The sequence below is a fragment of the Piscirickettsia salmonis LF-89 = ATCC VR-1361 genome (assembly GCF_000297215.2).
In the GTDB taxonomy this organism is placed as follows: Bacteria; Pseudomonadota; Gammaproteobacteria; order Piscirickettsiales; family Piscirickettsiaceae; genus Piscirickettsia; species Piscirickettsia salmonis.
In genome coordinates this window covers 30,899-45,048 of the sequence record NZ_AMFF02000002.1, presented here as the reverse complement: position 1 = coordinate 45,048, position 14,150 = coordinate 30,899, and the positions used below count along the sequence as shown (strand labels likewise).

Annotated in this window: 12 protein-coding genes; 2 read left to right on the top strand and 10 right to left on the bottom strand. The window is 40.1% G+C overall.

Annotated features, from left to right (window positions below; genetic code table 11):
- The first annotated feature begins 477 nt into the window (after positions 1–477).
- Positions 478–993 carry a hypothetical protein gene (locus C200_RS00190; RefSeq protein WP_032126114.1) on the top strand — a complete coding sequence of 172 codons (516 nt, stop codon included), beginning with the start codon at positions 478–480 and terminating at the stop codon, positions 991–993.
- A gap of 11 nt (positions 994–1,004) precedes the next feature.
- Here C200_RS00190 and C200_RS00185 read toward each other — a convergent pair whose 3' ends face one another.
- From C200_RS00185 to C200_RS00140, 10 genes are all read right to left on the bottom strand, one after another.
- Complete coding sequence (locus C200_RS00185) at positions 1,005–2,504, bottom strand: flagellar hook-length control protein FliK (RefSeq protein ID WP_016210445.1); 1,500 nt, start codon at positions 2,502–2,504, stop codon at positions 1,005–1,007.
- Between the two features lie 61 nt (positions 2,505–2,565).
- Positions 2,566–3,000: a flagellar export protein FliJ gene (fliJ, locus tag C200_RS00180; RefSeq protein WP_016210446.1), complete on the bottom strand. Its 435-nt coding sequence runs from the start codon at positions 2,998–3,000 to the stop codon at positions 2,566–2,568.
- Positions 2,997–4,349, bottom strand: coding sequence for a flagellar protein export ATPase FliI (gene fliI, locus C200_RS00175; protein WP_016210451.1), 1,353 nt, complete (start codon positions 4,347–4,349; stop codon positions 2,997–2,999). The genes fliJ and fliI overlap by 4 nt, the downstream gene beginning before the upstream one ends.
- Positions 4,349–5,464, bottom strand: a complete 1,116-nt coding sequence (locus C200_RS00170; protein ID WP_016210453.1) for a FliH/SctL family protein — start codon at positions 5,462–5,464, stop codon at positions 4,349–4,351. Before C200_RS00170 ends, fliI begins: the two co-directional genes overlap by 1 nt.
- A complete protein-coding gene (gene fliG / locus C200_RS00165) occupies positions 5,465–6,481 on the bottom strand; it encodes a flagellar motor switch protein FliG (protein WP_016210454.1) in 1,017 nt (338 codons plus the stop codon).
- Complete coding sequence (fliF, locus tag C200_RS00160) at positions 6,471–8,141, bottom strand: flagellar basal-body MS-ring/collar protein FliF (RefSeq protein ID WP_016210452.1); 1,671 nt, start codon at positions 8,139–8,141, stop codon at positions 6,471–6,473. Before fliF ends, fliG begins: the two co-directional genes overlap by 11 nt.
- A gap of 19 nt (positions 8,142–8,160) precedes the next feature.
- A complete protein-coding gene (gene fliE, locus C200_RS00155) occupies positions 8,161–8,496 on the bottom strand; it encodes a flagellar hook-basal body complex protein FliE (RefSeq protein WP_016210447.1) in 336 nt (111 codons plus the stop codon).
- 27 nt (positions 8,497–8,523) lie between these two features.
- Positions 8,524–9,966 (bottom strand): sigma-54-dependent transcriptional regulator, encoded by a 1,443-nt coding sequence (locus tag C200_RS00150; protein ID WP_016210449.1) that lies wholly within the window; start codon positions 9,964–9,966, stop codon positions 8,524–8,526.
- On the bottom strand, positions 9,963–11,009 hold the full coding sequence (locus C200_RS00145; RefSeq protein ID WP_051307329.1) for a sensor histidine kinase: 1,047 nt from the start codon (positions 11,007–11,009) through the stop codon (positions 9,963–9,965). Before C200_RS00145 ends, C200_RS00150 begins: the two co-directional genes overlap by 4 nt.
- A gap of 142 nt (positions 11,010–11,151) precedes the next feature.
- Positions 11,152–12,648, bottom strand: coding sequence for a sigma-54 interaction domain-containing protein (locus C200_RS00140; RefSeq protein WP_016210450.1), 1,497 nt, complete (start codon positions 12,646–12,648; stop codon positions 11,152–11,154).
- 296 nt (positions 12,649–12,944) lie between these two features.
- Here C200_RS00140 and C200_RS00135 point away from each other — a divergent pair, with 296 nt between their 5' ends.
- Positions 12,945–13,946, top strand: a complete 1,002-nt coding sequence (locus tag C200_RS00135) for a glucokinase (protein WP_016210448.1) — start codon at positions 12,945–12,947, stop codon at positions 13,944–13,946.
- The last annotated feature ends 204 nt before the right edge of the window (positions 13,947–14,150 follow it).

Here is a 14,150-nt window from a genome sequence, read left to right as displayed (position 1 = left end):
TGCAATCTGACAGTCTGATCAATCAGACAAATGTTGTCAGATGATTTAAGCTTGTCAGATCATATCTGGAGTTTTACATATAATAGAAGATCGACCTCAAATTTCTCATTGACCATAGCCAAAGCTTCATAAGCTTCAGCAGTTGGTGATAATATCAGCTTTTAATCTATCCTCTTTGATATATGGAGCAGGGTACTTGCTGATCTTCACCTTCTCACACTATTTTAAGCAACTTAAAATTATTTTTAGGTTAAATTGGAATACAGCCTTAAAATTTACATAAAACTAAAAATTTTTGTTATTTTAACAATTATAAAATTTATATTTTTAACGCTAAAATAAGCCATTAAATATCCACTCAACGCATGACACTATAAATAAATGAGGCTAACTATCAATCATAGTCACCCTTGCACTCAGCATAACAAAAAACACTCACTTTACTTAACAATAAAAAAAGTACAATTTAAGATTATCATGAAAATAACGAATCATAAGTTAAATAGGTTAAAAATTACTTTCTATCAATTCTTATTAATTATTAGTTCGTTTTTTATCCTGTCTATTCTCCTTGGCTATCCAATATCATTTTATTTATTTAACTACCAATGGTTTTTTGGATTGGCAATACCAAGCACAATCTGTGCTTATTTTTTCTATAAAGAGCTTACTCACTTTCGCCTTTTAAAACCCACAACCATCTACTTTATACAGCTGCTGTTAACCAATACTCTATTTATGTTTTTATTTTATTTTACTTGGGCAAGTATTCATCCAGGGATTGCTTATATGATTAAATATCCAGGGGTTTCTGATATGATTAATCCGCCACCAATGATTCACCCTTTTTTATCTCTTAAAAACTTCTTCCATTATATTGTTTTATATGGGCTATCACTGGCCTTTATTGGTGCAGCTATCATCAGTCTCATCGTTACTGTATGCAATTTAGTGGCACTTATTATAAGAAATTTGGCTATATCAAGCCGCTAACTTGTATAGAATCATGCAAATAAATCAACACCTAAATCTCTAATATATTGACCTTCAGCCGGTTCAACTTTATGCTCATCAGCCAAAATATCTACACTTTCTTGAGCCTTACTCATATTATTTTTATTATGCTCTTTCTCTTCATTAAAATGTTGACCTTGTGAAAATGCACCTTGTCCTGCGACATTAGCATCGCCAAGCGCTAAACCCTGGCTATCAAACATATCTTTAAGCCTCGGTAATTGCTGCTCAATCATCTCTCTAACCACATCACTATGCGTTGTAAAAGTTAAGTGCGTTTTTTGACTAGCATCCACATGAAGTTTTATCATCAGGGGCCCTAGCTCTGGTGGATCTAAGGCAATGGTTGCATTATTTAATTGCCGATTGAGCATAATCTGTAAACGCTGCCCTAACGCAGGAGCAAGTTCGGCCTCATCCACCAAGGGAAGCGGCTGATCAAAGTGCTGAGCAACCGAGGGTTGAATACGCTCTTGCTGTAATACGGTACTTGCAATATTAAACTGACTATTTACCCATTGATTCGTGATATAGCTGTCAGGTAATTTAGCGAGTGATACTCCTTGAGGTTTTGGCAAAATTTCTGTCTTAACCTGTTCAGCTAAATGATTTAGTTTTTCTGGAGAAAACTCACCTTCGATTAATCCATTATCCGTATTTTTATGCTGAATATCAGCTGACTTTTTTGCCAATTCTAACAAACTCAGCTCCTCTCGACGAGCAGGTGTTAAATTGTTATCTTCTAAGCCATCATTGATTACATTTAGTTGTGCCCTTTTTGATACCTTTGCTAACGTTACTTCTTCTGTAATATTCTCTTTTGTAGTATTCATAATATTAATCTCATTATTAGCACCATCAGTTTGCCCTAAGCTTAACGCCTTTTCTGGCTCTAACTTTATTGCACTCATTGGCTGGTTATTAATAAATAGTCCATGCTCAACAGGCCGACCTTCCTGATCAGACAGGTCTTCTCCAAGAGGCAACTTCACAACTAATTCAATATCCTCTTTATTATTCTGATCAAGCTCTGCCTTGATCGCAATCATTGAATCATCGACAGTCGCTGCCCTAACAATAAGCTCATCTTCTTGATTTAATGTTTTTTGCTGCAAAGAAATAATAAAATTTTTAGCAACACTGTTTTTTTGATCCAACCCGTTAATATTTAAATCTGCACTGAGATTTAAATCCAGCGCTGCCGCCGGAATATTAAGGTCATCAAATTCCAACGGACTCTCGTCTGCTAAAAAAGCCACTGGAAGCTCCTCTACTGCCATCACTTTTGCTAATTTAGCTAATTTTGCTGAATCCTCTACGCCCTCTGCAGTCAAAGCAGCGCTCACAAGTGCACTAAAGTCGCCAGTTTCTATCACTGCAGCCTCACCAACTAAAGTAGAACTAGAACTAGGAGCAGCAGAATTAAAACCAGTGTCAGCAGGTGTCACGCTAATCAAATCAAGTGCTGACGATTGATTTATCGTTATCATCTTTGTTCTCTATTATTTTCCCTCACAATCGCTAAAGAATGAGGCAAAAAGCATGCCTACTTTAACGTGGTCGATTCACATAATCATCAATCATCCGTTGTTCTTGACGATCTAACTCACGATCTTCTGCGTTTTTAAATTTTTGTTGTAGATGCTTAAATGACTCAACCTTCGCACGAGCTTTACGCCACTCTTGCTCATGGCGCTGAATCACTGTGCTCGCATCAGCAATAAAGTGCTGCTGACGCTGAATTCCCTGCTCTATCGTCTGAATAAAATCATGGTAAATAGTCAGTTCATTGACTGTAACCTCTTGATTATTTTTTTTAATTGCCGATAATTTTTTCAAATAATCATTTAAATATAAATCCAACATAGCTAATTGTTCTTGGTACTGCTTTAACGTATTTCTAGACGCTGCCAACTGCTTTGCTAATTTACGTTCTTGATATTCTGCAATTTTAATAATATTCACTAAACGTTGAGAGCGTTTCATGATTCAACTGATGCTTTTACTTGACCATTGATCAATTGGCCTAGGTCAGCCAATGCTTGAGCAAAACTCGCCTGTTCAGTCATAGGCTGAGTTAAAAAATTTTTAATAGCCGGTAATAAAGCAATCACCTGATCAAGCAAAGCATCACTACCCTTTTGATACACGCCCATCTGAATAAAGTCTTTATTTTGCATATAATGTGCATAAAGCTGCTTGAGTAAACGAGCCAGCTCTCGATGCTCAACTCTTGTAATCAAAGGCATAATACGACTAATCGACGCTTCGATATCGATCGCTGGATAATGTCCTTCATCAGCCAATGATCGAGAGAGCACAAAATGTCCATCCAACACGGCACGCGCCGCATCAACAATCGGATCTTGCTGATCATCGCCTTCAGCTAATACCGTATAAAACGCCGTCATACTCCCCTTTCCATCATCATTCCCCGCACGCTCAACAAGCATCGGTAAACGTGAGAACACCGAAGGTGGATAGCCTTTCGTTGCTGGCGGCTCACCCACAGCTAAAGCAATTTCGCGCTGGGCTTGAGCAAAGCGTGATAGTGAGTCCATCAGTAACAAAACATCTTTACCCTGCTCACGAAAGTATTCAGCAATCGCCGTAGCCCGCATAGCACCATGCATACGCGCTAATGGGGGATGATCGGCAGGTGCAACAATCACAACAGAATGTTTTAGACCCTCTTGGCCTAAATTATCTTCAATAAACTCCTTCACCTCGCGGCCACGCTCACCGATTAAGCCAATAATAACCACATCCGCCTGACAAAAACGCGCCATCATCCCCAGCAAAACACTTTTACCCACACCACTACCGGCTAACAGGCCAATACGTTGACCTTTACCAACAGTTAATAAGGCATTTACCGCGCGCACCCCGACATCCAGCACGTCTTCAACCGCCTGACGACTCAATGGATTAATCGGCTCGGCAACTAAGGGCCTTTTAACCGTTAATAATGGGGGAGGCTCACCATCTAAGGGCTGGCCTTCGCCATCAATCACACGACCAAGTAAGCTCTCGCCAACCTCAACTTCAGCAACAGTACCAAGCGGCGAAACCCGTGCACCAACACTAATCCCCTGCATAGAACTAATGGGCATCAAATAAATAATATCATCTGCAAAACCAACCACTTCAGCTTCAAAACTGCCCTGTGCATCATCAACCAAGCAGCGCTCTCCCATCATCGCTTGACAGCCCTTCGCCTCTAGCGTCAAACCGACCATACGAGTGAGGTAACCTTCAACCTTGACTGGCGATGTTTGCATCCTCTGTTGATGTGCATATAATTTATCACCGATGACATCCGATAAAGTTTTCATCATGACTCCGAATGTTGATCTTGATCATTACTATCGGCCGGATTCACTGCAGTATTATTATTTATTAAATCTTCATAATTATTTTTATCCTTATTTTTTTCTTTAATTTCTTCATTATTTTTATCACTATTTTTAATACTAACATTAAATAATTTATTTTTATTCTCAGAAAAAATTTGTTGCGTCATATCACGAATACGATTTTCCATGGTCATATCCACACGCGAAGCCCCAGCATCAACCACACAGCCACCGACAGTAATCGCATCATCTTCGATAAAATCGATATTTTCTGAGAGTAACTCTTCACTTTCTTGTTCTTTAATACGTTCTATATCTACAGGATTTAAAGAAATCCTGATTTTTTCCTCTGCAAATAATTTAGCTAATATCTGATTAATAATATCCTTGAGTCCATCTGCAGATATTAAGCACTGCTCTTTAGCAATCTCTTCGCTTAATTGGGTAATAAAATGCAATAACTCGTCTTTTAATTTATCACTCACCTCTTCAAATGGATGAGTTAAGCTATTCATCATTTCAATTAATTTTGATTTTTCCTGCTCTAGTTCTTGTTTTTTCTGATTGATTTCAGCCTGCGCTTGAGCATACGCTTCTTGATAGCCCTGCGCCTCACCTGCAGCTTGTCCAGCGCTAAAACCTGCGGCTTTCCCAATAGCAAAGCCATCTTCATGGGCTTTTTTATGAAGCTCTTCAAGATCAGCTGCAGTTACCGTAATATCTTCGATGCTAATATCGTCAACATCACCTAAAACAACGGATTCTTGCTCTTTATTAAAATCATTATCACTTAAGCTGACATTATGCTCTTTATTATTTTCTTCAACACACGGCCAAGAGACTTTCTCATCTTCATCAACCTCATGCACCAAAGGCTGGTGCACTTGTTCAGGGTGAATCGATAACCCAGGGACTTGCCAATGATCATAATCATCATAATGGCTCAAAACCAGTGGTTCTTTACTCTTAACTTCACCCAAGACCAATGCAGGGGCTTGCCAATTTTCAATGACCCTATCTGCTGCCATTGCAGTTTCTAAGGCTGAATCAATCTCATTTGCGCTAACATTAAGCTCTTCATCACTCTCAGCCAATTAGACCATCTCCTCACCACCCGCACCACCAAGAGAGATTTCTGCTTGATCGGCTAAATTACGTGCTGTTGCTAAAATTTCTTTTTGGGCTGTTTCCACATCACTTAAGCGCGCAGGTGCTGAAACTTCTAAATCTTCACGCAACATTGCCGCGGCCCGTGACGACATATTATTAAAGATTTTTTCTTTCATCGAGTTATCCGCACCTTTTAACGCCAACATCAGTTTATCTTGCTCAACATCCGTTAATAAACGTTGCATATCTCGATCAGCAATATTAATCAAGTCATCAAAGACAAACATTAAATCCTCAATTTGATGACCCAGCTCTTCATCCGCCGCTTTTACCTCCTCCATGATTTCTCCCTCAATTGTACTGTCAAGGAAGTTCATAATATCCGCTGCGGTCTTAACGCCACCAATCGCCGCAGCCTGAGCGCTTTGCTTACCCGCAAATTGCTTTTCTAAAATTTCATTTAATTCCCGCAAGGCTGCCGGTTGTACCGCTTCTAAAGAAGCAACACGCATCATTAAATCAGAACGCTGATTCATCGGTAAGTGCGCCAGCACTTCTGCCGCTTGATCCCCATCAATATATGATAAAACAATCGACATAATTTGCGGGTGTTCATAGCGAATAACATCAGCAACTGCCCTAGCATCCATCCATTTCAATGAGTCCAAACCCTTCGTACTGCCGCCGATTAAAATCCGCTCAATCACACCACCGGCTTGCTCTTCACCCATAGCACCAACCAGCATTTCACGAATATAGTCATCAGAACCAATGCCAAGCCCAGTTTGCCTCGCCACCGCGTCATAAAAGATATCAAAAACGTATTTAACTTCAGATTTTTCAACCTTAGTGGTCTTCACCATCGCCTCACCAACGCGCTGTACTTCACGTGGATTTAAGTGCTGTAAAATCGTTGCAGCGACATCTTTACCAACAGTCATTAAAAAAATAGACGATTTTTGTATGCCATCTAGGTTAAAACTGGACTCTTCACTGCTCATCTTCACTTACCCATTCTTTAATCACTTGAGCCACCAACTTGGCATCTTTTTCGACCAACTGTTTGACAAAATTAATATTGCGCTCCTGATCATCAGAATCATGGGGCAAATCTAACGGCCGCTCAAATTCATCCACCACTGGCTCTTCCTCAGGAACAATGGGATTACCATTGGCGTCCAACTCAATTCCTACCTCTCGAGCCAGCTGCATTTTTTGATCAAAGAGTTCGGCTTTAGATTTGCCTGCTAAAGAGCGCAGTGTCGGCCTTAAAATAAAGAGCACTAAGATTAAAATAAATAATCCACCGAGCACTTGTTTTAATAATGAAATAAACCACCCTTGTTCCCACAATGGAATCACCGGCGGCTTCGCGGTGACCTCTTTAACAAACGGCAAATTAACAACATTTAAGCTATCACCACGTGCAACATCAAACCCTACTGCATCGCGAACCAGTTGCGCTATACGCTTAATTTCATCTTGCTTTATTGCCGCAGCGATTATTTTTCCTTTATCATCCGTCGTCGTTTTATTATTGACTACAACAGCGACGGTCAAGCGCATCACCCGCCCTAACTGACCGCGAGTATGACTAATTAAGCGATCCACCTCATAGTTACGCGTTGACTCGTTTCTTTTACTACTGGGTGTTTGCTTGGTTTTTTCCGCGCCCTCCTCGCCTACTGCCTCTTCAGGTGCAGTACCAATACCCGGCGGCTGATTACTAAGAGCACCAGGGATACCACCTAAGCCAGCTTCACCACTTTTTTCTTCGTTTAATAAAAACTCACTGCGCACCGCTTTCATATCTGGATTAAAGGTTTCTTGTGTTTTTTCAGACTTAGTGAAATCAACATTTGCCGTCACTTGTGCTCGCACATTACCAGAACCGACAATAGGCTCCAGGATATTTAAAATACGCTGTACATACGCTGACTCAACCTGACGCTGATAAGCAAACTGCCTTTCTGTTGCAGCAAAACCACCGCCTTCCATCGCATGAGTTAAAAGATTACCGTGCTGGTCGACCACTGAAACCTGACTTCTTTTTAAATTCGGTACGCTAGATGCAACTAAGTTCACAATCGCTGCCACTTGGGATTTTTCCAGATAACCGCCCTGCAAATTAATAAATACTGATGCTCGCGCCTCTTTTTGTGATTTTAAAAATGAAGATTGCTTAGGGATTGCTAAATGCACCCGCGAGCTACGCACCCCTTGAATCGATGAAATTGTCCGCGACAACTCACCTTCTAATGCATGACGATAACGTACGGTTTCCATAAATTGGCTAGTGCCAAAACTTGAGTCCTTACCTAAACTTTCAAAGCCGGTGCTAATACGGCCACTAACACCATTTTCAGCAAGCGCAATCCGCGCCTTATTAACCTGATCTTTAGCGACTAAAATTAAATTTCTTCTTTCGTCTAATTTAAATTCTATATTGCTTTGCTTTAATGATTGAACAATATGAGGCAAACTTAATGAATCAACACTGGAAAAAACAGGCTCATAATTTGAGGTTTTTGTCCACATAATCACCGCCACGCCCGATGCAATACTCACAGATAAACCTATCATTAAGGCCACTTGCTTCAGCCAATTTAACCGATTAAAGCCTTCTATAACCTGTGATGCGGACTCTAAGTTCATTGCCATATATTAAAGCCTAAATTAATCATACTGGCATATTCATTACTTGGCGATACGCATCTATTAACTTATTACGCACTTCTTTAATTGCTGTAAATGACACACTCGCTTTTTGCATGGCGACAATCACCTCAGGCAAAGTGGCCTCACCAATCTCAAATGATTTTTGCAAATTAGCAGAATTTACTTGATGTTTATTTACAGTATTTAAACTTACTTTTAGCAAATTAGAGAATGCATTTGCATGATTATCACCAACCCCACTGCCAGCAGTAGTCTTTTCATTTGCAGCCTTAGCCGCCAACTGTTGCATAACGTTTAAAACCGCTTGTTCAGCACTGGCATTATAGATCTTACCCATAGATTTTACCCTTACTAGATTTAAAGCTTACTCTTCAGCCTTCTCTATTTGCACCCCGGGGATGGTTATTCCTGCTTCTCTCATTTTTGCAAGCTTATAACGTAATGTTCTACTACTAATATCTAACTCTTCAGAGACTTTCTTTCTAACACCTTTATGCTTTTCTAAAGATTTCAAAATAATATCAAATTCATGACACTTCATTTCATAGCTTAAATTATCTGATTTTCCATTTCCATTTTCATTGTTACTATCATTACCATTAATATCGTCTATATTTTCTTCACCTTTATTTTTAAAATTATTATTTATATTATTTATCTGACTCTCATCATACTCATCAGATTGCCAATCTGAATCTAGTTGAATATCATCAATTTCAATTTTATCGCCGACATGCAAAATAATCGCTCGTTGCATAACATTGTCTAACTCACGAATATTACCAGGCCAAAAATATTCAGTCAGTTTTTCTTCAGCAGCTTGGGTTAATTCAGGTACTTTTTCTTTATTAGCATATTGATAAACCAAACGCTTAGCTAAAGGAACAATATCATTAATTCGACTTCTTAATGGCTGCCATTGCAAAGGAAAAACATTAATTCTGTAATATAAATCTTCACGAAAACGACCGTCTTTAATATAATCTTGAATTTTTCTATTCGATGTTGCAATAATTCTTACATCTAATTGAATTAATTTACGCCCACCTAAACGTTCAACCTCCTTTTCTTGCAAAACACGCAGTAATTTTGCTTGCAAATTTAAATCCATCTCTGAAATTTCATCCAGTAATAATGTACCGCCATTGGCTTGTTCAAATTTCCCCGGACAGGCCTGATATGCCCCAGTAAAAGCACCTTTTTCATAACCAAATAATACCGCTTCTAGCATGTTTTCAGGAATAGCTGCGCAGTTAATCGCAATAAAACTGTTTTTATAACGAGAAGAATGATGATGAATAAAGCGTGAAAGGACTTCTTTGCCCGTGCCACTTTCTCCAGTAATCAAAACTGAGGCATCTGTTGCTGCCACTTTTTTTGCTAGTGAAAATAATTTCTTAGTATTTAAATCTTCGGCAATAGGGTTTTTTTCATCATAAATTTTCTTATTAATAAAATTCTGCACACACTCAACAAGATATTCAGGCTCAAAAGGCTTTGCAATATAATCTGCCGCACCATCACGCATCGCCTGCACAGCACTTTCAATATTACTAAACGCTGTCATTAATAATACTGGAATATCTGACTGATAGCGCTTAATTTGCTTAAGCAATTCATGGCCACTAATTCCTGGCATATTAATATCACTAATCACAATTAAAATATTATGGCGCTTAATTTTTTCCAGAGCCTCTTCAGCATGATTAGCAATAACGCTAGGCAAGTTTGCCAGTGCTAGGGTCTCTTTGATCGCTTCGGCCAAGGCTGCTTCATCCTCAACAATTAACACAACTCCCTGACTCATTGTGAAACTCCCTGTTTTGTTAAAGTCGGCAAAGATAAATGCACTGTCGTACCTAAGTTCTTATCACTAGTTAACGTTAACTTCCCTTGATGAGCATGCAACACCGCCTGAGTCACCGCTAAACCTAAACCAGTCCCTTGTGGTTTGGTTGTAAAAAAAGGCTCTAAGGCTTTTTTCTGCTCCTGTGCTGTCATCCCCAAACCTTCATCAATGATTTTTATATTTAAATAATTATTTGCATACTCAACAAGTAAATAAATATGATCATGATCATCATCAATTGCCTGCTCTGCATTTTCAATTAAATTAACAATTGCACTGGCTAATGTTTTAATATTACCTAAAAATATTGTTTTTCTCACCGCTTGTTTAAAGTCAATACAAATAATTTTCCTGCCTTGATAAACCAACATAATTTCATCAATAAGAGCAGTGATGGATACTTGCTCTACGCACTGATTGCCACCTTGTGCAAATAGCAACATATTACTAACTTGATTATCCAGTATCTTTAGCTGCTTACTTATTTTTTCACAAAAATCATACTTTTTTTCATCTGAAATATTTTTATTATTTAAACCTCCCACATAAAGTAAAGCACTGGCAAGAGGCGTTCTAATTTGATGCGCCATCGCTGCACTCATCCGGCCAATTTCACAAAGACGCTGATAACGGTTTAACGACTCTTGTAAACTACGCGTTTCTGTTAAATCAGTGAGGGTAATCAGCTGCCCCCCTTGGCCTTCCAGTGGGTGCGTTGCTACATTCACACGTTCGCCAGTCACCAAGGAAATTTCATGACCATCATCACTACGTGCATGAAATTTTTGCTGAATGATATTAAGCCAAGGCTGATTGGTCAATGGCTCACCTAATAAACTATGCGCCGCAGGATTAGCCTCGTAAACAACACCAAACTTATCAAGCAAAATCACCCCAACAGGCATAATATTTAATATTGACCGCAAACTTTCAGCTTGAGCTTGGCTTGTTTGAGCGACAGCTGTTTTTTTGTTAGGCGCTGAGGTAACATCCACGATCATTGCACTCCATGCCAAATCAGATCAAAACCCTAAAAACATCATAATAAATAAAGAGCATTGATATTGTTTAATTAAATAGTTAACAGCAAAAGCCATGCCGTAAAATTTAATAATTAAAATTCATAAAGTTATTAATAGGCTGTCAGGCTTTTGACAGCTCTTCGCTTTGGTTGCCAGCTAAATTAAGCTTGCGTATTTTCTCAACCAATGTTGTCCGCCGAATCGACAAGCGCTTCGCCGCATGAGCGACCACACCATTGGATTGATCCAAGGCCGCTTGAATTAAATTCGCTTCGATTGTCGTTAAATATGATTTAAGATCTACACCTTCGCCAGGCAAGTGCACAGTCGATGGTCCGACCATATTTGCTTCTATATCGACAGGATCTATAGGCGCAGTTTCCTCATACAACGGACCATCACTCTCATCAAGCGCATTACACGCTTCGATATCTTCTGCAGTTAAAAATTTGTGGGGTAATTGCGGCACATCCACCCAACGATTGGCATAGCTGACCGTCAAACGCTCAACTAAATTTGCCAACTCACGTACATTACCAGGCCAATGATAGCTTTTTAAACGTGCCAAAGCCTCAGTAGTAAAGCGAATCCTGCCACGCCCTTCACGCTGAATACGGCTAACGAGCTCTTTAATCAATAACGGAATATCTTCACTGCGCTCAGCTAATGATGGCATTTCAATCGGAAAGACATTTAAGCGATAAAATAAATCCTCACGAAATAGGCCTTCTTCAATCAACTCTTCAAGATTTCTGTGCGTTGCAGCAATCACCCGCACATCGCACTCTAGTGCTTTATTACTGCCAACACGCTCAAAGGTCCGCTCTTGCAATACTCGCAATAATTTTACCTGCATGTTTAACGGCATATCACCGATTTCATCTAAAAATAGCGTGCCTTTTTGCGCCAGTTCAAAACGCCCCTGCCGGCTTGCAATCGCTCCGGTAAACGCCCCTTTTTCATGACCAAATAACTCACTCTCCAGTAAGTCTGCTGGAATTGCACCACAATTTACCGGCACAAACGCTTGCTGAGTTCGCGCAGAAGCACGATGAATCGCCTGAGATACCACTTCCTTACCCGTGCCAGAGCATCCTAAAATCAATACATTCACCTCAGACTTCGCCACTTGCCGAATCAGCTGACGAACTCGCCGAATCGCACGGCTCTTACCCACTAAAAGTTGATTCAACTCATCTTGCACTTCACTGCGCCCTGCCGCTAGACGCTCTTCTTTGGCAACTTGAGCTGTTTGAGCACTATCTAAGACCTGCTCTAACTGCGCATAGCGATAAGGCTTAACCAAGTAACCACAAACATTTTTAAGCTCTTTAGCACTATAATGACGCTTGATTCGCTCAGGCTCCGCCACAACCACAAAACGACACTCACAAGCGATTTTATTTTGGTGCTTTAATTCATGGTACAGTGCAAATACATGACTTAAAGCATCGTGCGCCACACATAATAATAATGGGTCATTGTCATTCAGTAACATTGTCCAATTATCATTATTTAAACAGACGGCAACATTCTCACCCATAAATTCAAAAAGTAATTTTAACTCATTGACACTTACTTGACATTGACTGACAATAACCACTCTCTGCTTAAGCATCTTTTCCCCTTAAGCACAGCACTCTCTTTCGTTACTTTGATTAATAGACCTGATAAAAATCACCTGCAAGCTGTATGCGTTAATCTTGCACAGTAAATAACAATATCTTCTTGTTTTCACTAAAGATGAAAAAAATTAAAAATTTCCAAGCTTGACAGCCTGGCAAAGTGGAGTTGGCAGATAAGTTAAAAGACTCTACAATGGCTGAACTCATTAAATAAAATTTTAAAAAAATTAAGCAAGAAAATTAAAAGACCCAAGATCCAAAATAAAGACACAAAAGGGATAAAAATATTATGAGGCTGTTATCGGGTGATATTGGTGGTACAAAAACATGGTTGCAGCTCGCAGACTTTGACAATGGCAAACTCACAGTACTTGCGCATCAAAAGTATGTCAGCAACACCTATAATAATGCCGCAATCATGGTCAAAGAGTTTCTTAGCGAAACAGGCCACCAAGAAACTCACATTGATGGCGCTTGTTTTGCTGTTGCCGGCCCTATTATGCAGGGTCGCGTTCAACTGACTAATTTGCCTTGGGATGTTGATGAGGCCGCCGTCGCTGAAGAACTCGGGATCCGCTGTGTCACTTTAATCAACGACTTTCAAGCCATCGGCTACGGCACAGATGCATTAGCAGAAAAAGATTTATATACCTTACAGGCCGGCTCACCGCGACCGCAGGCCACGCGCGCCCTTATTGGCGCGGGCACTGGCCTCGGTGTTGCCCTGATGTCAAATGATGGTGAAAAATACACCGTCATGCCCACAGAAGGTGGACACGTTGATTTTGGCCCAACCAACGATATTCAAATGGAGCTGCTCGCTTATTTACGCCGTAAGCTGCACCGGGTGTCTGTCGAGCGTGTATTATCAGGCCAAGGCCTCATCAATATTTATAAATTCATTTGCGACAACCCGCTATACGGTGAGATAGAAAGCCGCAAGCTCCAATTCGCTATGCATAAAGAAGATCCTGCTGCGGCAATTTCACGCTTTGCTATCGAAGAGAAAGATCCGCTGGCCTGCCGTGCGCTCGATATTTTCATTGACCTCTATGGTGCACAAGCGGGTAATTTAGCACTTATGTCCTTACCCTATGGTGGCATCTATATTGTTGGCGGCATTGCACCCAAAATATTATCCCAGCTTAATGACGGACGCTTTATGAAAGCCTATGGTGATAAGGGCCGCATGTCACGCATGCTAGATAACTTCCCCATTCACATTGTTCTTGATACGAAAATTGGCCTCAAAGGTGCCGCACTCTATGCCGCGCGCGCCTGTGCTCAGTAAGTTGCCCCGTCACGCTTATCATCACTAGCATATCAATAACAGCCAGACGTACTCTGGCTGTTTTATTTTTATTATATGCCTCCAGCCATGCTATGTATAACGCTCGATCAACAGTTTCTGACCTACTATCAGTAGGTTAAAAAATACAATAAGGAAAAACGATGCCTTCTCCTTACAGTTATGACTTAAGAATTCGAGCACTAA